This window comes from Coleofasciculus sp. B1-GNL1-01 (assembly GCF_040220235.1).
In the GTDB taxonomy this organism is placed as follows: Bacteria; Cyanobacteriota; Cyanobacteriia; order Cyanobacteriales; family Coleofasciculaceae; genus Coleofasciculus.
In genome coordinates, this window is the sequence record NZ_JAVJTO010000071.1 from 52673 (window position 1) to 74735 (window position 22063).

The 22063-nt window shown below is 45.7% G+C and carries 16 protein-coding genes; 6 read left to right on the forward strand and 10 right to left on the reverse strand.

All coding sequences use genetic code 11. The annotated features are described in order from the left end of the window. The first annotated feature begins 6 nt into the window (after window positions 1-6). Window positions 7-2115 (forward strand): tetratricopeptide repeat protein, encoded by a 2109-nt coding sequence (locus tag RID53_RS17775; protein WP_446389365.1) that lies wholly within the window; start codon window positions 7-9, stop codon window positions 2113-2115. 329 nt (window positions 2116-2444) lie between these two features. Here the strand turns inward: RID53_RS17775 and RID53_RS17780 are convergent, their stop codons facing one another. The 3 genes from RID53_RS17780 to RID53_RS17790 form a co-directional block, all read right to left on the reverse strand. Next, entirely contained in the window at window positions 2445-3194 is a 750-nt protein-coding gene (locus RID53_RS17780) for a response regulator transcription factor (RefSeq protein ID WP_006099647.1), read from the reverse strand. Between the two features lie 559 nt (window positions 3195-3753). Continuing rightward, window positions 3754-4875, reverse strand: a complete 1122-nt coding sequence (locus RID53_RS17785; RefSeq protein WP_446389366.1) for a hybrid sensor histidine kinase/response regulator — start codon at window positions 4873-4875, stop codon at window positions 3754-3756. A 4-nt stretch (window positions 4876-4879) separates the two neighbouring features. Beyond that, window positions 4880-10429, reverse strand: coding sequence for a PAS domain S-box protein (locus tag RID53_RS17790; protein WP_446389367.1), 5550 nt, complete (start codon window positions 10427-10429; stop codon window positions 4880-4882). A 149-nt stretch (window positions 10430-10578) separates the two neighbouring features. Here RID53_RS17790 and RID53_RS17795 point away from each other — a divergent pair, with 149 nt between their 5' ends. Further along, entirely contained in the window at window positions 10579-11163 is a 585-nt protein-coding gene (locus RID53_RS17795; RefSeq protein WP_006099870.1) for a thioredoxin family protein, read from the forward strand. Beyond that, window positions 11138-11380 (forward strand): hypothetical protein, encoded by a 243-nt coding sequence (locus RID53_RS17800; protein ID WP_446389368.1) that lies wholly within the window; start codon window positions 11138-11140, stop codon window positions 11378-11380. Before RID53_RS17795 ends, RID53_RS17800 begins: the two co-directional genes overlap by 26 nt. 360 nt (window positions 11381-11740) lie before the next feature. Here the strand turns inward: RID53_RS17800 and RID53_RS17805 are convergent, their stop codons facing one another. The 5 genes from RID53_RS17805 to RID53_RS17825 form a co-directional block, all read right to left on the reverse strand. Then, a complete protein-coding gene (locus tag RID53_RS17805; protein ID WP_446389369.1) occupies window positions 11741-12307 on the reverse strand; it encodes a type IV pilin-like G/H family protein in 567 nt (188 codons plus the stop codon). Window positions 12308-12412: 105 nt separating this feature from the next. Beyond that, complete coding sequence (locus RID53_RS17810) at window positions 12413-13720, reverse strand: DUF58 domain-containing protein (RefSeq protein ID WP_446389436.1); 1308 nt, start codon at window positions 13718-13720, stop codon at window positions 12413-12415. Window positions 13721-13832: 112 nt separating this feature from the next. Beyond that, entirely contained in the window at window positions 13833-14783 is a 951-nt protein-coding gene (locus tag RID53_RS17815) for an AAA family ATPase (RefSeq protein ID WP_446389370.1), read from the reverse strand. Between the two features lie 201 nt (window positions 14784-14984). After that, window positions 14985-16103: a DUF4350 domain-containing protein gene (locus RID53_RS17820; protein WP_446389371.1), complete on the reverse strand. Its 1119-nt coding sequence runs from the start codon at window positions 16101-16103 to the stop codon at window positions 14985-14987. Next, window positions 16103-16720 (reverse strand): DUF4129 domain-containing protein, encoded by a 618-nt coding sequence (locus RID53_RS17825; protein WP_446389372.1) that lies wholly within the window; start codon window positions 16718-16720, stop codon window positions 16103-16105. Before RID53_RS17825 ends, RID53_RS17820 begins: the two co-directional genes overlap by 1 nt. A 124-nt stretch (window positions 16721-16844) precedes the next feature. Here RID53_RS17825 and RID53_RS17830 point away from each other — a divergent pair, with 124 nt between their 5' ends. Together RID53_RS17830 and RID53_RS17835 are read left to right on the forward strand one after the other, a co-directional pair. Then, on the forward strand, window positions 16845-17093 hold the full coding sequence (locus RID53_RS17830; protein WP_083798951.1) for a CHAT domain-containing protein: 249 nt from the start codon (window positions 16845-16847) through the stop codon (window positions 17091-17093). Between the two features lie 230 nt (window positions 17094-17323). Continuing rightward, a complete protein-coding gene (locus RID53_RS17835; protein ID WP_446389373.1) occupies window positions 17324-18445 on the forward strand; it encodes an Rpn family recombination-promoting nuclease/putative transposase in 1122 nt (373 codons plus the stop codon). Window positions 18446-19059: 614 nt separating this feature from the next. Here the strand turns inward: RID53_RS17835 and RID53_RS17840 are convergent. Further along, the gene (locus RID53_RS17840) at window positions 19060-19980 is read right to left on the reverse strand and encodes a hypothetical protein (RefSeq protein WP_446389374.1); all 921 of its coding nucleotides are present in this window, start codon (window positions 19978-19980) and stop codon (window positions 19060-19062) included. Between the two features lie 448 nt (window positions 19981-20428). Further along, complete coding sequence (locus RID53_RS17845) at window positions 20429-20860, reverse strand: nucleoside deaminase (RefSeq protein ID WP_446389375.1); 432 nt, start codon at window positions 20858-20860, stop codon at window positions 20429-20431. A 236-nt stretch (window positions 20861-21096) separates the two neighbouring features. Between RID53_RS17845 and RID53_RS17850 the strand changes: the two genes are divergently transcribed. Beyond that, window positions 21097-22020, forward strand: coding sequence for an N-acetylmuramoyl-L-alanine amidase (locus tag RID53_RS17850; protein WP_446389376.1), 924 nt, complete (start codon window positions 21097-21099; stop codon window positions 22018-22020). The last annotated feature ends 43 nt before the right edge of the window (window positions 22021-22063 follow it).

Here is a 22063-nt window from a genome sequence, read left to right on the forward strand (position 1 = left end):
AAACCAATGAACTTGGCTCTCGGACAAACAATTGGTGGACGCTATAATATCGTGCGGCAACTGGGACAAGGTGGGTTTGGTGCTACATTTGTTGCCCAAGACCGACACTTGCCCAGCGATCGCGATTGTGTGGTGAAGCAACTTAAACCCCAAGCGACTGACCCGTTTACGTTGCAGACGGCGCGGCGTTTGTTTGAAACGGAAGCTAAAATCCTGCATCAGTTGGGTCATCATCACCAAATTCCTCAGCTATTTGCCTATTTTGAAGAGAGTCAAGAATTCTATTTGGTGCAGGAACTGGTTGAAGGGGATAATCTGAGTCAGGAATTGACGCCGGGAACGTCCTGGTCAGACCAGCAGGTGATTGATCTGTTGCAGGAAATCTTAACTATATTAGCGTTTGTTCATCAGCATCATGTGATTCACCGCGATGTTAATCCCCATAACCTGATCCGGCGTAAATCGGATGGTAAGTTAGTCCTAATTGATTTTGGCGCGGTGAAACAAGTTAGCACTCAGGTGGTGCAGGGACAATCCTCTAGCTTTACGGTGGCGATTGGTACGCCGGGATATCGACCCAGTGAACAAGCCAATGGGAATCCCCGTTTGAGTAGCGATATCTATGCGGTGGGAATTGTTGGGATTCAAGCGTTAACCGGGGTAGCGCCTCAGGAACTACCTGTTGATCCCGACAGTGGAGAACTTTGCTGGCGCGATCGCACGTCGGTTCGTCCCGAGTTGGCGAAGGTTCTGGATAAAATGATCCGCTACGATTTTCGCGAACGCTATCCCTCGGCGGAGGCGGCTCTGCAGGCGTTGAATGACTTGACTCAACCCACGAAGGCGACGGTGGCTTTAGGCGCTGCTTCCCCATCACCTGTTAATCAATCCTCTAAACGGAAGAAACTGATCGTTGTCCTATTAATTGCCATGGCGGTAATTGCTGGTGGGGGAGGGGCGACAGTGGCGATTATTAACTGGATTAATTCTACCAATGCCACCCAATCCTATAACCGAGGTGAAACACTGCTGGAGTTGAGGCGATATGAGGACGCCCTCAGTGCTTATAATCGGGCGGTTGAACTGCAACCGGACTATGCTGAAGCTTGGCTGGGTCAAGGGGATGCGCTTTTGGCATTGGGTCAGTCTGAGGCGGCGTTGGATGCGTATGATCAGGCGATTCAAATTCAGCGTGAGTATCCAGAGGCTTGGAAAGGGCGAGGAGAGGCGTTGGCTGCATTGCAGCGTTATGAAGCGGCGATTAGTGCCTTTGATCAGGTCACCAAACTGCAACCGGAGGACGTGGAAACCTGGGAACGTCGCGGGATGGTACAGATGAAGTTACAGCGCTATTCGGCGGCGATCGCATCTTACGATAAAGCGTTAGAGATTCAACCCAATTATTCCTCAGCTTGGTATCAACGCGGCTGGGCATTACATAATTTACAACAGTACGAAGAGGCGCTTAAATCTTATGACAAAGCCGTAGAACATAAGCCCGATTCCGCCGAATATTGGTATCAACGGGGTAATGCTTTTGTCAATTTGAACAAACATCGTGACGCGGTGGACTCTTACCAGAAAGCGGTTCAGTTCCAGCCGGATTTTTACCGGGCGTGGTACAGTCAGGGCAGTATTTTGAATAATTTAAATCAATATCAAGAGGCGTTAGCGGCATTTGAAGCAGCGGTTAAACTTCAGCCCAACAGTTATGAGGCGTGGTATGGTCGGGCTTGGGCGTTGCATCAATTGCAGCGTTATCAGGAAGCGTTAACGGCTTACGAGAGGGCGGTGAAACTGAGACCTAATTCTGAGCAAGCCTGGTATAACCGGGGTAATGTCTTCTATACATTGGAGCAATACCAAGACGCGATCGCGGCGTATGACCAAGCTGTTGCCCATAAGCGCAGCCATTACCAAGCTTGGAATAGTCGCGCTAATGCTTTATTTAACCTGAAGCGATACAACGAAGCCTTGACCTCTTATGAAAATGCTTTGACGTATCAACCCAATTACAAAGAGGCAAAGCGGGGGAAAGAGCAAACGCAGCGTGAACTTGAGAAGTTGAAAAAAGAATCGAACCGGAAGTCATCTGAAGAGAATGATGATCAATAAGAGCGATCGCTAACCCACTCTCTGATCCCAAATCCGGGTTGATTACCCCCTTGATAATCCAGTCTTTACTTAGGGCTTGCTGAATAAGTGGTGAGGTGAGGGGGAGCAGGGGAAGCTGGGGAAGCTGAGGGAGCTGGGGGAGCAAGGGTTACATTTTCCCTGAGCAAGGTGATGCCATACTTAGGAAGGATGCTACCCCATTTCCTGGCACTTTATCCACTGTCCATACGCCTCAAAGTATTGATGGATCAGGGTTTCCGGGTTGTGCAGCAAGCTCTACATATAGATAATGGCGCGTCTCAACACTCAACACGTCTCCAATCCCCAATCTATTCTGCTTTTGCTGAATTGGATGATCCCGCCTCGGCGGTTTCTTCACTATTGGGTAACTCCAGACAGTATCCTGCACCGTATACTGTTTTAATATATTGGGGATGACGGGGATCAGGTTCGAGTTTAGTTCTCAGGTGACGCACATGGACGCGAATGGTTTCAATATCGTCATCTGGATCATATCCCCAGACTTCTTTGAGAATTTCACTGGGAGAAACCGTTTGACCATGACGCTGTAATAAGCAGTGTAGCAGTTCAAATTCCAGGTGGGTTAATTTAACCGTCTGATTAAACCAAATCGTCTCAAACCGTTCTGGAATCAGGGTCAAAGGACCATAGTTGAGGATTTCCGTATGCTTGGCGGCTTGGGGGATGCGGTCAGTACGTCGCAGTAAGGCGCGTACCCGTGCTAGCATTTCTTCGAGTTCAAAGGGTTTGGTCAGATAATCGTCCGCACCAGCATTAAACCCTTCTACCTTATCCTGCGTTTGACCCAAAGCTGTCAACATCAACACGGGGATATCTGTGGTGCGTTCATCCCGACGCAACCGTTGGCAAACGGTAAAGCCATCGACTCGAGGGAGCATTAAGTCTAGCATGATCAGGTCGGGCTGAAGTTGCAGCGCTAGCGCCTGACCCTTGATACCATCGGGCGCTTGGTGAACTTCGTATCCTGCCATTTCTAGGTTAATGGAGACCAGTTCTGAGATTGCGGGATCATCATCGATTAAAAGGATTCTATGCATCACTTAAGTGGTTACTAATAGGACTTGTTAAGGTTGGATAAGAACTGTGACAGAAAACTACAGATACTGTACCGATTATAAGCGCTGATTCTAAACTACTTGTGAAGAAAATGGAAATTTTCTGTTTTTTTTCGGAAAATAAGGTATAATAGTAAGTCAGCTTTAAGCAATACCCTTTTTGTCCCAGCGACTGGAACGTCACGGCTACGCCAATATAGGCGAAGCCTTACCAAAGGGTAGTTTGCTAAGTAGGGCTTGCTGCACAACTCCAAAACCCTTATCTATCAAGGCTTTGAGTCGCATGGACATTGGCTCATCTTCAAGAACATAAGGTAAAACCCTTTCATACCCTTGCACCACTATCAGGGAAAATGTATCATTGCTCCCCCTGCTCCCCCTGCTCCCCCGGCTTCCCCTGCTCCCTACCCCACTACAATACTCATTCAGCAAGCCCTATGTAGGGGCGAGTTTAGGGATTTTCCTGTTGCGATGGATGATAACGTTTATTCAAAACCCGCCCTGATTAATGGGTAGGGGCGGGTTTCACGCTTATTGTTTCTTACACAACCTTTTTTGACGAAGGGCGGGTTTGGTGGAACGGTAACGTAACCGTAAACGTCGTACCGACTCCCACCGTACTCTCAACCGTAATCTCACCACCATGTAAATCAACTGCTTGCTTAACGATACATAATCCTAATCCTGTACCCTTAATATTACCCACATTGGCAGCGCGTTCAAATTGCTGGAAGAGTTTGTTCAGGTATTCTGGAGGCATACCAATCCCTTCATCTTGCACCTGAAAGGTAACTTGTTGGTTATTCCTTGTCACTGCTAACCGAATATTACCCCCTTGGGGGGAATACTTAATCGCATTGGTGAGCAAATTGGTGAGTAAATACCGCAGTAAGCTTTCATCGAAATAGGCAAGGGGAAACTCTCCCTGATAACTGAAATTAAGGCTATGTTGCTGACTGACAAGGGGAATTAACTGTTCGATCAGATTTTCACATAAAGCAATTATATCCAAAGGCTCAGGTTGAAAGTCTAATTTTCCCGCTTCTGCTTGACTCAAGGTTAAAACATCTTCCAATAGCTGATTCATATTCGTCACGGCGTTTTGAATCCGCTTAAAATGCCGAGTTTTTCGCTCATCTTCCTGATCTGCTTTTAACTGAAGCAGTTCGGCTGACATCTGAATTGTAGTTAAGGGAGTGCGTAAATCATGGGACGCCATGGAAAGTATCCGTGATTTATTTTCATTCATCACCTTCTGATCTGCCAACAATTGTCGCATTTTTAGCGCTTGTTTATGTTGACTCAATGCGATTTTGATTACCGCATGTAAGTCTCGCTCTTTAAAGGGTTTGATCACATAACCATAGGAGCCTGTGGCTTCCGCTCTCTGTAAGGTATCATCATCGGCATAAGCTGTGGTATAGATAACGGGAATAGCCAATTGCTGATGAATCGTAGCCGCCGTTTCAATCCCATTCATTTCTCCTTTAATCACAATATCCATGAGGATTAAATTTGGCTTAATTTCCGCCGCTTTTTGAATCGCTGCTTCTCCAGAGGAAACAATGGCATCAACGCTATACCCCAGCTTTTTCAGTTTGCGGGATAAGTTCTTGGCAATTAACAGTTCGTCTTCGACAATTAGAATGTGAATATCGCTCATCTGCTTAGATCCGGTTTTGATACTGAAGTTCGCTAAATTGAATCGAAAATGCTGTGCCGTGAGTGCGTTGGAGTTCAATCGTTCCTTCTAACTGTTCGATTAGTGTACAAACGACTTGAAACCCCATGGATTCGGTATCCTGAAAATCCAACGCTTCGGGAAATCCGATGCCATTGTCGCTGATGACTAAGTGAATTTGCCCATCTGACTGTTGATGACAGTTAATAGACACAATTCCTTCTTGCTCATCGGGAAAGGCATGTTTGAGGCTATTTGAGACTAATTCATTAATGATTAAGCCACAAGGCGTAGCGGTTTCAATATTGAGGAATATCGGCTCAACATTGATGTGCAACTGAATGCAATCCTCACTAACATTATAGGAATCAAAGAGATTATTTGCCAAGTCTTGGATATAGTCCTCTAAGTTAATTTGTCCAATAGTTGGCGAGCGATATAATTTCTCATGAATCAGCGCCATGGAGTAAATCCGATTTTGACTTTCTTCAAAAAGTTTGCCGATGTGAGGTTCAGGAATGGAGTCGGCTTGTAGTTCCAAGAGACTAGACACTACATTCAAATTATTTTTAACTCGGTGGTGAATTTCTTTGAGTAAAACCTCTTTTTCTTTCAGCGACGCTTTGATCTGCTCTTCTGCCTTTTGACGCTCGGTGATATCAATTCCCACCGCCACACAGACTTGGCTTTGCTGATATTTCTGAGCCACAATCAAGTAATTCTGGATATTGCCATTCATGTCAAACCGGAGTGTTTGAGACATAGTTTGACTTGAGCTGGCAAAAAATTGACGCAGGAACTCAGCAAAATCACGATTATTTTCAACAAAACCAACTTCTTTCCCTAAGAAATCTTCCGGTGTTAAATGATAACGAGAGGCTAAATGGCGATTGACGCCTAAGTAAATTAAATCGGAACTAATCCAAGAGACTAAGCCCGGTACAGCGTCTAAAACAGCTTGGAGTTGAGATTGAGAATTTCGCCATGCTTTTGCCGTGATTTCACGTTCTTTTGCCAGCGCGATCGCAGCCGCCGCAGAACTCAACAATCCCTCTTCCAAAGGTTGCCATTGTCGGGCTTCGACACAATTATCAAAGCCAATAAATCCAAAGAATTCTCCATTGACAATCAACGGTAAGGCGAGGATCGATAAAATCCCTTGTGGTTCTAAAATAGACCGTTCCGATGCCGGAAAATCTGCCACAATCCCATTAATTATACCGCCTTGGGCTAAAACCTCCATCCAACGCGGCACAATATCATAATAACTAACATTTTGTAACGCGGGATTATCCAGTTGGGGTTCAATTCCTGGGGCGCACCATTCTGCCCGTTGGCTACTCATAAGTTGTCCGCTTTCATCATAATGATTCTCAAACACATAAATTCGGTTAGCATCGGCAATCGGGGCTAAAATGGTCAAAATTTGCTGATAAACATCCTGATTAACGGGTGCGGCTAATAACTGACGCTGCACTTCAACTAACGCCGTCAAATAGCGATCGCGCTTGGCTAATGACGCTTCAGTTTTTTTGCGTTCTGTAATATCACGACAGACACAAATCAGTCCGCCACCCTCAATTAACGTCAGGGATAATTCCTCAGCAAATGTCGAACCATCACGGCGTTTCGATAAGGTTTCTCCTCGCCAATATCCATTCTCAATCAACACGGAAAAAATATCGCGTTCAATGCGACTGATTTCATCAGGATAGTACAACTGATGCCAGGTTTTTTCCAATAAATCAGTCGGCGTATCATAGCCAAATATTTCCAGATGCGCTTGATTCAGATAAATATATTCACCCTTTTCATTTAAAATACCAATTCCATCAATAGCGGCTTCAATTGCCATTAACTGTTGATTGAGAGTTTGTTCATAAAGTTTGCGATCTGTAATATCAGTCAGCGTTCCTGATGTTCCTTTAAGGCTCCCATCTACGGCTAAAGTTAGGCGGGAAAACACTTCCAGCCAGCGAATATCACCGTTTTTAGTCAAGTAGCGGATTTCCTGGCGACAGTATTCCTGTTGACGATTAATTAGGGATTTCAAGACATCGAGGTGTAGTTGTCGATCATCTCCATGGATGTAATCCAAAACAGGAGTTCCCAGACTTTCCTCAATTAAAAATTCAGTAATTTCTGTCCAAGCTGGATTCAAAAATGCCCAGTTTCCTTGAGCATCGGTTTGGAAAATAACCTCCTTGACACTATTAATAACAGACCGATACTGTTCTTGGCTCTGGCGCAACTCATCTTCCGCTTTTTGGCGGCGCTTATCATTGCGATAAGCCTCTATAATATTGGCACAAGTTGCCAGGAAAGGTTGCAGATACTCGATAAGGCTTTCATCATATCCTCCTGGTCGATTAGCAATGCCAACCATACCGACAAATTTGTTTTCAATATAAAAAGGTAGTCCCAAAAATGCATTCAGCGGCGGATGACCGTCTGGGAGTCCCCTCCGACGCGGATCAGTGGCAGGATGGTTATAAATAACAGGTTTACCCGTAACAATAACTGCACCAAAGAGAGTTTTCAGGTTATGAAATTCCATACCTTGGGCAGCATTTTGGTCATAGAAGTTGCGAGTTTCTTCGTTCCAGGCAATATTGGTAATTGCATGAGCTTTGACATAAGGTCTACCCCGTATCTTCATGTAGGCTTCCTCGACAAAGGGTTCCCCATTTTCTGCATAGAGAATCTCACCAATGAAGCCATATTCACTATTGGTTAGCCCTAGGATACTGTCTAGGAGTCCATCAAAAAGATAATATGGATTAGCATCGGCAATAAATTGAGATTGCGCGGCGCTAATCGCTTGTAATAGCTGATTACTCTGTTGGAGATTGGCTTGAGCCTGTTGGCGTTGTATCGCTTGTTGATAGGCATCACTAATATCCCGTTGAATGACAACAATATAGGCACAGTGTTTCTGTTCATCCTGTACCAAGGAACTCGATAAATCCATAATCGCCAGAGTGCCATCCCGGCGAATCATTTCCACGTCTAAGCGATTATTCCCTGTTGCCAAAAGTGTGGGGAATTGTTCAGCAAAGCATTGTTTTGACTCTGGCGTCAAGAACTCATCCAAGCGATGACCGATCAATTCAATTTCGCTATACCCCAACTGTTCGACTGATGCGGGATTAGTTTGCCAAATAAACCCATCGAAATCAATAACATGAATACAATCGGGAGCTGCTTCAAACAGAGAGCGAAAGCGGACTTCACTTTGCAATAAAGCATCTTGAGCATATTTACGCTCTGTGATATCATTGCGGATTGATAAATACTGGAATGGCTTGCCTTGCTCATCTAAAAAGGGAACGATGGTAGTATACACCCAGTAGTAACTATTATCTTTTGCTTTATTTTTGATTTCTCCTTGCCAAACTTGACCTTGGGCAATTGTTTGCCACATTTGCTGAAAAAAAGAGGGGGGATGATATCCGGAATTAATCAGACGGTGGGTTCGACCAATTAATTCATCTGGAGAATATTGAGAAATTTCGCAGAATTTTTTATTGACATAAGTAATAATACCTTTATTGTCGGTAATTGCCACAATTGCCGAATAATCGAGAGCCAATTTGTGAAACTCTAACTCTTGGGTTCGCGCCTTAACGCGACGTTCTAGTTCCTGATTAAAACGTTCCAAGGCTTGATGCGCTTGTTTGCGTTCCAATTCAGCGGCGGCTCTAGCGGCGAAAATTTGGAGAATGGCTAATGCTTGTCGGGGTTCAGGAATGAATTGTTCGTGTAAAACGCAAAGATTACCAATTGGATTTCCGTCACCATCTATCAAGGCTACACCCATATAACTATCGGCGTCTAAGGTGACTAAAGCCGAATCTTGGGGAAAGTTTTTTTGTACCTGAGTTGGACACCAATAGGTTCCTTCTGCTAACACCCGTTGGCAAGGCGTGTTGGCAATAGGATAGGTACAGTTTGGCTGTAATTGACCCGTTGACCAGAATGCTAATGTCTTAAAATAATCCCCGATTCGCTCGCTAACCAGAACATGAGAAACGCCTAAAGCTAGGGCGATATGGCGGACTAATTCGGGGAAAAAGTCAGAACCTGTAACTTTAGCCGTTGCTGCAAAAACATTTTTCAGGGCGGCTTCGGCTGTTTTGCGACTATTAATATCGGTGAGTGTGCCAATATATCCCAGAGTCTCGCCATTGGCTCCAACGTCCGGGACAGCTTGACAAAATACCCAGGTTAATTTATTATCAGGCGTGAGAAAGCGATGCTCTGAGAAAAAAACTTCCTGTTGCTCAATCGCATCATGCCAGTCACGAATCACGCGATCGCAGTCTTCCGGGTGTAAGGTTTTTGCCCATCCCTGTCCCAGGATTTCTTCGATGGGAATTCCAGTAATTTCAGCACAGCGTTGATTCGCATATAAGCCAATTCCTTGAGCATTAGTGCGGAAAATTCCCACGGGCGAGGCGTCGGCTAGCGTCGCATAACGATGCTCACTTTCCCGTAATTGTTGTTCTATCTGTTGACGTTGCGTTAGTTCCGTTTGCAGTTGCTGCGTGCGTTCTTGAATTTGCTGTTCTAGTTGAATCGTGCGATTTTCTAATAACTCAACCTTTTCCCGTTGCAGTTGGCGAACTTCTTGCTGTAAAACCTGAATCACCTGATACATTTCCATCGGATCAAGAGCTTGCAGCAGGCTGGTTTGAGTGACAATTCCTACCAATTTTCCTTGTCTATCTACCACCACCAATCGTTGTACTCGTCGCGACAACATCTGTTGATGAGCCTCCCATAACGAGTCTTTGGGATTCAGACAAAATAGGGGTGTACTCATCACAGTTTGGGCGGAAATGGCGGAAAACTCTAAACCCAACGCCTGAAACTGAACAATATCTCGTTCGGTAATAATTCCCACCGGAAGTGGCGATGCACCCGCGTTTTTCTCCTCAACAATCACCACACAACTAACGCGATAATCTGACATTAGCAGCGCTACATCCAAAACAGAGGCGTTCGGTTTCGCCTGAATCACAGAGGTTACCATCACATCCTCAACCCGACGCAATTGTAGTAAGTCACTGGGTTGCAAATAAGCGCGAATACTATCCGGCGTCACCATACCCTGTAAATTCCCCCCATCATCGACAATGGGTAAATGACGAATGCGATGGTGACAAAACAGGTTAAGTGCGGTAAAAATTGTCTGAAATTCCGACGCTTTCAAGGTAATCAAACGTCGCGTCATTACCTCCGCCACATTTACCCCAGCCAAGTTCATCCCTTGAGCCACCAACCGAACAATATCCCGTTCCGTCAGTATCCCTACCAGTCGCGTTTTCTCCAACACCAGAACACAACTAGCGCGTCGTTCGTTGATTGGATTAGCCTCTGGTGCTACATTGAAACACGGTAAGGAACAAGTGCTTCGCCGTTGACTCATCCGCGCGATCGCGTCTATCACAGGTGTATCGGGTACAACGGTTATGGGTTGAGTATCAATCGCCACCTGGGGTGATGACGCAATGGGAAAGTCTAACACTGGCATGGGACTTGCTGGGATAATCGGTCACAGGATAGAAAGGGGATTCTGTTTCAGTTATTCCCAGGTGGACTGGCTCAACTTTCTATTTATAGATTTAATTTATAAATTATTATAAATTAATAATTTAAGCTAATAGTAAAGGAGTTAAAATCATGGCACTCACAGCCTCAACCATGTTGCCTCTAGGCAACAAAGCCCCAGAATTCCAGTTACCCGATGTGGTATCGGGCGAAACGATATCCTTAGACACGTTTGCGGGGAAACAGGGATTAGTGGTGATATTTCTCTGCCGTCATTGCCCTTTTGTCAAGCATGTACAGGGAGAATTAGCTAAACTAGGTCGAGACTACCAGGATGCAGATCTGGGGATTGTGGCAATTAGCGCCAACGATGCTACGACTCACCCCGATGATGCGCCTGAGAAGTTAAAGGAAATGGCACAAGAATTAGGATTGACGTTTCCCTTGTGCTATGACGAAAGCCAGGAAACAGCGAAAGCCTATACAGCCGCCTGTACACCAGACTTCTTTGTGTTCGATCGCGATCGCAAACTTGTCTACCGGGGACAATTCGACGATAGCCGCCCAGGGAATGATCAACCTGTGACAGGTAAGGATCTACGATCCGCGATCGATGCGGTATTGGCGCAGTCTCCCGTCAGTGAAGAACAAAAGCCCAGTATCGGCTGCAACATCAAATGGAAGCCAGGGAATGAACCCGCCTATTATGGCGCTTAAGGGATTAGGGCGGGTTTCATTTGTAGGGGCGGGTTTAGAGGCAAACTTAACCCACAAACCAATAACCTTTGTGCAAAACCCGCCCTGCCCCCTATCACCACCCCGACATTTTTGGTGTGCGATCGCGGTTGAGAATCCGATAGGTTTTGTTATCCCCTTTCAGGTTGGGATTAGGGCGGGTTTTGTGGTTGAATTTGAGGTAGGTTTCCTCATGTAATCCCTAAACCCGCCCCTACATCTTTGGGATGCGATCGCGGTTGAGAATCCGATAGATTTTGTTATCCCCTTTCAGGTTGGGATTAAGGCAGGTTTCATTTGTAGGGGCGGGTTTAGGGACAAACTTAACCCACAAACCAATAACCTTTGTGCAAAACCCGCCCTGCCCCACCTCTCACTACCCCTACATGTTTGGTGTGCGATCGCGGTTGAAAATCAGGTGGGTTTTGTTATCCCCTTTCAGATTGGGATTAAGGCAGGTTTCATTTGTAGGGGCGGGTTTAGGGACAAACTTAACCCACAAACCAATAACCTTTGTGCAAAACCCGCCCTGCCCCACCCTCTCACTTATAATCACCTTTTACTCAATAGAGTAAAGATAAGATGAACCCGCTGGGCATCGAAGTCTTTCTTCTGAACGACTAGGCACTACCACTATTTCAGGCGGTTGAGTAGAGGGTTGGTCTGTTCCACAAATAGCATTTATTGTGATATTTTCACCATTTTCTTTAATTTCAAATACCACCCCGGTGTAACTTCTAAGTCCAGATTCTTTAGCCTCCGCTGTAGCCATTACACCAGGTATTTGTTGGGGGGTGACAATCTGGTAGCGATAACTTTCTGTTTCTGGCGATATTCCCAGATTTAATTCCTCAATTGAGCGAGCAAAAGTACCTGTTTCTAGATAGATCATTTGCTGCATTCGATTGATTGAACGAATATCTTTTTTGGCTTCAGCTTGTTTTGCTTTCGTTGCCTGATTCAGAAAAGAGGGTAATACAATTGCCGAAACTATACCTAAAATGATTAAACCCAAAAACAAGCAACCACAACCTGCAAATATCCATAGTATAAGAGGAAGCTTATTTTTCTTGGCAGTTGCCGTTGATTCTGCTGTCCAATCGCCTTCTGGTGGTGTTTGTGCCATCGTGATAGTTCCCCCTGATTGAACCCGTGGGCAAGCTTAATCATGTCAGAGTATTCCCATCGACTCTATTTGTCAATACAACCCTACCTGAATTTTCACAGTTTGTTAGAGTAGACTCCGCGCCTTCAGTTGTAAATAGCGGTTAACCAACTGCTCACTAATTTGATTCGCAGGTGCATCTAATACCAACACCCCTTTTTGTTTCAATTGGGCAAAAGCTACCTGACGCTGGGCAATTAAATCTAACGCAACCGCACGAGAGTAAGTTGCTTCTATATCAGAAGTCCGAGTGTGAGCAATAGTATCAACCAGTGGATCACGTAATGTCACACAAAAGGGTAAATAACGCGGCGTGAGGCGTCCCATGGCTGATAAGAGTTCAGCCGAAGCGGTTACATCAACAATATCGGTAATCAAAACCACTAAAGCACGACGAGTTTGTTGATTCACTAATCGCGTCACCGCGCCAAAATAATCCGGTTCTAATAATACAGGTTGAATTGGCGTCAAACGTTCTATTAATTTCGATAACTGATGCTGACCCCGTTCCGGTGGAATCCAACTCGTCACTTCTCGGTCAAACACACCAATTCCCACTCTATCGCCTCGATTTAATCCCGCCAAAGCCAGGGATAATGTCGCATTTAACCCCCAATCAAACCGCTTTAATCCCTGCACCTGCGCCGTCATTAACCGCCCTCGATCAAGTAAAATAATTAACGTTTGCTCCCTCTCTGGTTCTAATACCCGGATTAACGGACGTGAACGGCGGGCTGTGGCTTTCCAATCGATAAGCCGAGTATCATCGCCAACGCCATACTCCCGGAGTTCTGCAAACTCGGTTCCCGCACCCAGGCGTCGCGCTCGGCGCATGGTTCCGGTATTTTCTAAAGTGAGGCGAATCGAGAGTTCTCGCAATCCCAACAAATCCGGATACACCGCCATCGTCTGACTCGCGGGGATTGTCCAATCCAGCCATGCTAATCCCCAGCGCCCCCGTTGGCGCACTTGAATATCTCCCCAGTGATACTCACCGCGACGTTTGGGATTAACGGTGTAGGTGAATTCCTGAGTGTGATTGGGTTCCAGTTGGGCGGAAAGAGTGGGTGTAGAGATGTCAAACTCTAGTGGGTAATGATCACGCAGGCGAATTCGGGCAGATGACGATCGCGATCGCACCGATAGTACCACAGGATTATCCCGCCCGATGGATAATCGATGTAACGGATAGCGCGTCACCGTGACACGATGCGGTTTAACCCGTTGTCCATCCCAAACCGCTAAACTCAGGACAATCGCATCAAATCCCAGAGTTCCCCAAATGCTGCTTGGCTGATTAAACACAACAGCCAGTAAAAGGGCGATTACCATACCCAGTAGCAGCAGCCAATAAAGACGTTGTGACGGAATAATCATATTAGTGTGTAGGGGCGGGTTTCACTATTATCGTTTCTTGCCTCACCCAGATGCAACTAAACCCGCCCTGACTAGGGTTTGAATTTTGAATTATTCATCGCCATATCCATCAACGCGGAACCGGAACCTGCTTCAATAACGACGCAATCACCCCATCAACCATCAACCCATCCAACTGCGCCTCTGGTTTCAAAATCAAACGATGACGCAACAACGGCGGCGCCACCGCTTTCACATCATCCGGTGTCACATAATTCCGCCCCTCCAACCAAGCATACGCCTTACTCGTTTGTAACCACGTCGCCGTCGCCCTGGGAGACGCCCCTAATGCTAAATCTGCATGGTTACGTGAACCTGCCACCAATGCTAATAAATAATCCAATATTTTCTCATCCACCTCAACCCCTTGCACCGCTTTCCGCCCATTGATAATATGTCCTACGGTTGCCACAGGTTTGAGACGTTCCAAATCAAAACGTTTAGCCCGAAATCCCTTCTGCACATTCAGCAACATTTGCTTTTCGGCGGCGGTATCTGGGTAATCCACCACCAGTTTAAATAAAAAGCGGTCTAACTGGGCTTCGGGTAACGGATACGTTCCCTCAAATTCGAGGGGATTTTGAGTCGCAATCACCCAAAATAAGTCCGGTAACGGCAAACTTTCCCCATCTAATGTCACCTGCTGTTCTTCCATCGCTTCTAATAGCGCGGCTTGGGTTTTAGGCGGTGTGCGGTTAATTTCATCCGCCAGCAAAATCTCGGTAAAAACGGGTCCTTGTTTGAGGGTAAAACTGCGGCTATTCAGGTCAAAAATATTGGTTCCCAGAATATCCGAGGGCAAAATATCAGGGGTAAGCTGAATTCGCCGAAAATCGGCTTGCATTAATTTTGCTAGCACTTTCACCAGTAAAGTTTTTCCAGTTCCCGGTACACCTTCGATAATCACATGACCCCCACTCAGTAGGGCGACAAGTAATTGTTGTACGACAGTCGATTGACCCAAAACAACTTTGCCCAGGGTTTGACTAATGCGATTAAAGATGGTATTGTCATTCGTCATGTTTCAGGGAATAGGGAACAGGGAATAGGGAACAGGGAACAGGGAACAGGGAATACGGGAATGTAGAGACGTAGCATGCTACGTCTCTACGTCGGGGCGGGTTTAGTCGTATCTGGGTGAGGGAAGAAAGGATAGTTGTCAAACCCGCCCCTACACATTTATGCGCCATGCCCTCGAAGGTTGTGAAGGGTCAGAACTTTTTTATAGTTCCGACCATTTTCTCAACCAGTTTAGCAAGTCAGATTCACTCAAACGGCGTTTGTTAGAGGAGACTTGCAGCAGTTGTTCTAAGTCTTTGGCGGGACGCCCTGTCTGTCGCGCCCAAGCCGCTACTAGGGATTGATGGTTGAGGGGAGTCTCTCCTAATCCTAAGTCTTTCTGGAGTTGTCGCTGTTCTGCTTTGCCCACCCTATCCACGATAAAGTCATGACTCCCAGCTTTGAGTAAGACAGCCGCTAGCGCCCGAATGTACGCTTCACTATTATCCACCACTGGGGCGGATAGAGTGACAGGTTGTCCAAAACGACGATTAGCCGCCAAAATCGCCACAAGTAGGATAACAATGCCTTGGATTAGCAGGGGAAATAGGGGGGTTTTGATTAAATAACTGATGACATTTTCGCCAACTTCGCGTTCGATTGCTTCTTTATCTTTGTAACCATGGATGTATTCATCAACCCATAGTTGATCGGCGTTGGCAGATGAGTTAATCGTTTCATTTCTAATTTTATCGCCTAGGTTTTCCTGGGTTACCAGTTTAGCCAATAGTTCATAATTGGCTGAAAAATCCTGATACGCATTGGCAGCGAAATGGGGAGTGGTGACGAAAATCACCTGTCCTTTTCCGCGTTTCTGTTGCCATATAATCGCGCCAAAGTTATCACGAAGAATGGCATCGTTGCTGGACTTATGTCGCCGCCTGGTGTCAATCTTAACGTTGCCAACTGGACTATCTTGTCGGGTACTAAATGCCGCTTCAGTTACAGGTTGTTGGACACCAACGAGAACTAAAGTATTCCCTTGTTTAACCCAGTTGTCCTCGGTACTCCCTAATTGATGCGGAACTAAACGGCTGTGAACGCGCAACAAGGTGACATCTTGGCGATCGCCCAATTCACTCAAAGGTTTTTGCCAGCGCTGGAGGGGAGTTCCCCGTTCTACCATAAATGTATACCAAGCGCCGTAGCCATCAGGGGCGCGGCTATAGGTTGAACCACTATTGAGTTTATTGTTTGCTGGTGCGGCGACTAGAGTAATCAGAACCAGAACCGCGATCGCGATCGCACTCAATACCCCTAACCGTCGTTTAGATACTCTCATCACCCTTGATTAATTTGTTGATAGGCTTGCTGACACTCCTCAAACAGCGATCGCGAGGCTGGAGTCTGACTGAAACAAAGCTGTTGATGGGTGATCAGCAAGCGTTGATAGGCGCTAGACTGAGGGAACTGTTGGACTAAATGCAGATATTCGCCATCCGTGCGACTGGGTTGTTGGGGAACATGTCCACTATCATGTAACTGTTGCAACATAGCTCGATACAGGCACAGGCAAGCCTCACGGTAGTCACCTTGAGTTTGGCAGTTTTGCGATCGCGCCAACCAATCAGCAACGGATAAGGTTTTATCTGGGGTGGTTGTGAGTTTCTCAGATTGCTGATGCAATTGGTTTCTCCACGAATAAATATAAGGAGAAAACCGTCGCATGAGTTGTAGAGCAATCCAGCATACCAGCAAAGCAATCAGTACCCAAAAGATTACCCTAGCAATAAAGAACAGAACTGGCGAACTTAACCAAGCGGGTAAAGACCAACCGGAACCCCCTGGAAAATCCGGAGAAAATCGGGATAATTGGAGTTCCCACCATTCTCCCACTTGTTTTTGCCACTGCTGAAACTGCCAAGCCCAATTACTTTTCTCGTAAGATCCGGTAGACATGGTTTCTTTACCCGCTTCCCCATTGTGCTTATGCTTACTGTCCAGTCTTTCTCGAAAAACTGAAATGTTCTGGCATCACAGTCAAAACTTGCTGGCTTAACTGTAGCATTTATCACGTTATATCATGTCCGACTCAACAGTCATAATTCCCTTTTGCCTTTCTAAGCAAACAAGCCACCAAATCGGCAATTGTGCAGAAAATGCCCACAGCCCGAATGATTCAACGGCGTTCTTAATGACTGAATTTTATAAAAATCTGCAACAAAATATTGACAAAGCACAAGCTTTAAGGTTAGCGACGTTGACAACTCAGCAAAGATATCCCGATCCGCTTCATTGGGCTGCTTTTACGTTAATTGGGGAGTCGGAATAATCAAGGGTTTGGGTTTGGTTATGTCCAATCGTCAGCCAAGCTCATACTAAGTTGCAGTCTAAGGTAGAATCTGTCATGGTTCGTGGAGTCCGGAGCGAAGCGGAGGAACGAAACGAAGCATCTGCGAAATCCTTCACTTCGGAAAGAGGACAGGCTATATCAGGTACGGCAAAACCTTAAAGCACTGTTTGGTATAATAAATCAGCAAAAATAATTTTATTCCAGCGTTAGTGAAAACTGATAGTATCTTTTATAACCTATTTCGGACATTCCCCAGTATCTTATTTGAGCTGATTAACCGTCCTCCAGAAGAAGCCGCTAGCTATGAATTTACCTCCCGCGAAGTCAAACAGTTAGCCTTTCGCCTAGACGGTTTATTTTTACCCAAAACCAGCGAACCTGACAAACCTTTCTACCTCGTTGAAGTTCAGTTTCAGCCAGATAATTCTTTATACTACCGCATATTTGCCGAACTCTTCATCTTTTTAAGGCAATACCAGCCTTCCCATCCCTGGCAAGTTGTCGTCATCTATCCCAACCGAAGCATTGAACGAGAGTCAGCTTCGCAGTTTAATGAACTCTTAGCCCTGAACTGGGTGAGACGGATTTACCTGGATGAGTTAGAGGAAGCCACAGAACGCTCATTAGGGGTAGAAGTTGTTAAGCTTGTAATTGAGCCGGAAGAGACAGCCGGACAATTGGCAAGACAGTTAATCGAACAAGCACAGCAACAGCTAACCGATGAAACGCTTCAACGTGAACTCATTAATCTGATTGAAACCATTATTGTCTACAAACTACCGAAAAAAAGCCGCGAGGAGATAGCTGCCATGTTGGGATTAAGCGAGATTAAACAAACCCGATTTTATCAGGAGACTCAACTAGAAGTGAAGTTAGACACCATCCCCAGAATGATGTCAATGGGCTTGGGTTTAGAGCAAATTGCTTACGCGCTAGATTTACCTCTAGAGACCGTCAAAAAAACAGCCAATAAAGTTCGGCGAGAATATTTGTCGTCCCCTGAGCAAAATATCGATGCTTTTATCGAATTATTAACCGAACAAGCTTCTCTATTTTCCGGAGACTACTTGGCTAATTTAGAGCAGTTATTGGCTCCTGTACCCGATGATATTGAAGCGCTATCAGCCGCGATTTCAGAATGGTGCGAACAACACCCTGAACTTGAAGAGGCGCAATTGAAACTTCTACCCGATAATTTAGAGAAAAAAGCACCGGGGAGCAAAGAAGGCAACGTCAAAACTGCTAACTATGAACTGAACAAACAAGCTCTCCTCAATGCCATTCAGCAAAGTGCTTCCTCAAAAGATTCTCAATCATCCAACTCGGGTTGATGAAAGTTGCTATAGCAACCGCCATAGTGGTTAGGACACATCATTTATGTAGGGACGTTGCATGCAACATCTCTACTGACATAGCTAAAATTGTGGGATAAATTTGACGGTTAACCCTGAGCGAAGTCGAAGGGTTAAACCGGGCGCACGTCGGTGCGCCCCTACAATTCCAATCAACCCATTAAGGTGTGCCACGCCAGTAGGTTGGGTTGAGGAACGAAACCCAACTCTCATCTCAGGTTTGTTTGTTGGGTTTCGCTATCGCTCTACCCAACCTACATGAGTGCTGTGTTGCCTGTTGCCTCATCTCAACCGTTAACCCTACATTCCGCAGATCCTGACGGACAGCATTAGGAAGGAATAAAAATTTTACTCCGACAAAGTCGGTTGATGGGGGAAATTGACATCGCGCATCAAGACAAAATTGGTTATTTTAGGGGATTGAGGGGATAGCGTGGAGGAGTGCGATCGCTCTCCCAAGGTTAGCCGCTAAAATATTTAGGGTAAATGGCGCTGACTGGTATGCTGGTGGGTTTCGACTTCGCTCAACCCACCCTACTAATTTTCAATCCCAAAGTCTGACGTATAGCTAAAAAAAGGGGGGGTATGGACTATTAAATTACTGCCTGAGGGTGTTGAGACCAAGACTGAATCACCTTGAGTGAGGTTGAATGGCGCGGTTGGGTTGCATGTCCCTGAGACTGAGCCGCTTTTTGAGCCGCCTGTAGTTCGGCTTGCATGACAATCATCTGAGACATGATGGTTTGCAGTTGCACCTGAAGTTGCTCAACGTCAGAGGTGCTAGGTGGGGTAACAGTTGATGCAGAAGAAGGAACTGATGTTTTGGGTTGATAACCCAGGAAGTTTTGAGCCGAGGCAAATTTCGCTGACGCTGTTTGGCTGCTAACTGGATGAGCAGTAGCGAGTTGGGTATGAAAGGGTTGTGTGGTGATGGTGAACGGAACACTCATCGGCTGTTCCTCAGATTTCACCACAGTAGGTGTTAGTGCAGGTTGCGGTTTAACAGTTTCTTCGACTAGAGGTTGAGCTTCATTTTCAGAAGGTGGAACGATTTCCGGTTCTGGTTTAACGGTTTCTTCAACCAGGGGTTGATCTTCGTTCTCAGAAAGCAGACCTGATTCTTGTTCGCCTTCTTTCTCTAAAAAATTATTGAGTCCAGCCGCTGCGAGTCGAGATTTAGAAAGTTTCAGTTCTTCTAAAAGTTGTTCCTTTTCTTGAAGATTTCGCTCTAAATCCGAAAGCTGTTCTTCGGCTTGGGCAGATTTCTTAGACGATTGTCGCCACCCAGTTACAGCAATTGTCGCGATTCCCGTCCCTACACCTAAAACACTTGCCAATCCTAAGTAAGGCATCGCAACATCTCGGAGTTTTCCATGATGTACAGGCTCTTCTTGCAGTTGGATTGTGACCTCTTGATCTCCGAAGAACGCTAGAGGTAAAGTCAAAGCTGAGAAGACGGCGGTTGAAAGAATTATCGGCGTAAAGAGAAATTTCTTTAAAGGAGAGCCAGTCATGATTGATAAGTCCTAGTGACAATTTCCAGTATCAGTTGTGCGAAACAAGGCGTCTTTCTCAAATTTCACCAAATTGCAAATTGCCGATGCTGATTAAGCCAGTTGGCAGGAGAGATTGCTTGGGTGTGAATCGACTTGCCTTAGCTTGTTTACTAGATTAGCCAATTGTCTATCAAGTCCAGATAAAGTCCAAAAAAAACTCAGTGAAGTTCTGATGAACTTTTATTAACTTGTCATGGGTCATTGGTCATGGGTCATTTGTCAGAGAACAGTGAACAGTGAACAGTGAACAGTGAACAGTGAACACCTCGACTTAACTCGACTTACTTCGGCTTCGCTCAGTAACACGCTCGGTAACACGCTCGGTGTGAACAGGTAAGGTAGAACTTTGAGTTAACTTCCCCTGCTCCCCCTGCTTCCCCTGCTCCCCCTGCTCCCCCTGCTCCCCTTAAACGCCAATATCTTCATTCCAGAGTTTGGGATGCTGTTGAATAAAGTCGCTCATCATCTGCTGGCACTCCTCTAGATTCAAATCCACAACCTCGACGCCATGGGATTCCATAAATTCCCTAGCACCAGCAAAGGTTTGAGACTCGCCAGCAATCACCTTTTTAATCCCAAATTGCACCACAGCCCCAGCGCAGAGGTAACAGGGCATTAATGTAGAGTAAAGGATTGTGTCATTGTAGTTGCCGATTCTGCCCGCATGACGCAGGCAATCAATCTCGGCGTGGGTGACAGGATCATTATCTTGAACGCGCTTATTATACCCCTGACCAATAATCTGACCCTCTTTGACCAACACCGAACCAATGGGAATTCCCCCTTCCCGGAGTCCCTGCTTGGCTTGAGCGATCGCGGCTACCATAAACTCATCCATAGTCTTGCTATTCTAGAATTCCCTAAATTTCTATAGATTAGTACGTTTTCAGGATTTTCTCCGGATCGGATTATTGGAATTGGGGAGATGCAAACAGATGTTCTGAACCGCTATGACCGATTTCATAAACGGAACAAAAGGGTGGTAGGGATGTCAACCCCTAGTCCATCGGTTCAGTCATCGGTCATCATCATAGTTTAGTGAATTAACATCTCATCACCAATTGGGAGTCAACAATGAAATACGGAATTGATATCGGACATAACTGCCCTCCAGATACTGGTGCTAGCAATATCAGAAAAGAAGATGATATGACTAAGGCGGTGGGGACGAGAGTGATCTCGAAACTCAAATCCCTGGGTCATCAAGTCGTAGATTGTACCCCGAGTCGCGCTTGGAGTGTCAGCAATTCCCTACAGCAACGGTGCAATACAGCGAATAACAATCGTGTCGATCAATTTATATCCATCCATTTTAATGCCTTTAACGGCAAAGCTAAAGGTACAGAAGTCTTTGCCATCAGCAATGCGGGGAAGGATATGGCTAAACCTGTATTAAATAATATTGTAGAGCTAGGGTACTTTGATCGCGGGATTAAAGATGGTTCCCATTTGTACGTCCTCCGAAATACAGCGATGCCCGCGATTTTAGTGGAGTGCTGTTTCTGCGATAATCAAGAGGACATGGATCGCTACGATGCCGAAGCCGTGGCAAATGCAATTGTCAAAGGATTAACTGGACAAACCGCATCACCGACGATTCCCCTTTCCCAAAATCCAATTGTTGACCTTCAAAAAGCCTTAAATCGACTCAAAATCAGAAGTCCCAAAGGTATACCATTAAAAGAAGATGGTTCCAACGAAGCGGATACTACAGCAGCACTCAAAACCTTTCAGGCGATCGTTGGTGTTACACCCACAGGTACTGCTGATGCTAAAACCTGGCAGATCATTACTCAAATTTTAGCCATGCCAGTGTTGCGAGAAAACCATGCCACAGGATCTGTGGTCAAATATGTACAACGTCGTGTCGGGGCGACACCAGATGGAATATATGGTTCAGCCACAGCCGCCGCCGTTAAACGATTCCAACAACAACAAGGGATCACGGCTGATGGTATTATTGGTCCCCAAAGTTGGAGCAAAATACTGGCTGATTGAGTGTTGAATTTTGAATTTTGAATTGTTAAGGGAAGTAGGGGCG

Excerpts from the sequence above, each read along its gene's own strand:
- RID53_RS17775 (WP_446389365.1), top strand. The coding sequence starts at position 7 with ATGAACTTGGCTCTCGGACAAACAATTGGTGGACGCTATAATATCGTG.
- RID53_RS17780 (WP_006099647.1), bottom strand. The coding sequence starts at position 3,194 with ATGCATAGAATCCTTTTAATCGATGATGATCCCGCAATCTCAGAACTG.
- RID53_RS17785 (WP_446389366.1), bottom strand. The coding sequence starts at position 4,875 with ATGAGCGATATTCACATTCTAATTGTCGAAGACGAACTGTTAATTGCC.
- RID53_RS17790 (WP_446389367.1), bottom strand. The coding sequence starts at position 10,429 with ATGCCAGTGTTAGACTTTCCCATTGCGTCATCACCCCAGGTGGCGATT.
- RID53_RS17795 (WP_006099870.1), top strand. The coding sequence starts at position 10,579 with ATGGCACTCACAGCCTCAACCATGTTGCCTCTAGGCAACAAAGCCCCA.
- RID53_RS17800 (WP_446389368.1), top strand. The coding sequence starts at position 11,138 with ATGAACCCGCCTATTATGGCGCTTAAGGGATTAGGGCGGGTTTCATTT.
- RID53_RS17805 (WP_446389369.1), bottom strand. The coding sequence starts at position 12,307 with ATGGCACAAACACCACCAGAAGGCGATTGGACAGCAGAATCAACGGCA.
- RID53_RS17815 (WP_446389370.1), bottom strand. The coding sequence starts at position 14,783 with ATGACGAATGACAATACCATCTTTAATCGCATTAGTCAAACCCTGGGC.
- RID53_RS17820 (WP_446389371.1), bottom strand. The coding sequence starts at position 16,103 with ATGAGAGTATCTAAACGACGGTTAGGGGTATTGAGTGCGATCGCGATC.
- RID53_RS17825 (WP_446389372.1), bottom strand. The coding sequence starts at position 16,720 with ATGTCTACCGGATCTTACGAGAAAAGTAATTGGGCTTGGCAGTTTCAG.
- RID53_RS17830 (WP_083798951.1), top strand. The coding sequence starts at position 16,845 with ATGTCCGACTCAACAGTCATAATTCCCTTTTGCCTTTCTAAGCAAACA.
- RID53_RS17840 (WP_446389374.1), bottom strand. The coding sequence starts at position 19,980 with ATGACTGGCTCTCCTTTAAAGAAATTTCTCTTTACGCCGATAATTCTT.
- RID53_RS17845 (WP_446389375.1), bottom strand. The coding sequence starts at position 20,860 with ATGGATGAGTTTATGGTAGCCGCGATCGCTCAAGCCAAGCAGGGACTC.
- RID53_RS17850 (WP_446389376.1), top strand. The coding sequence starts at position 21,097 with ATGAAATACGGAATTGATATCGGACATAACTGCCCTCCAGATACTGGT.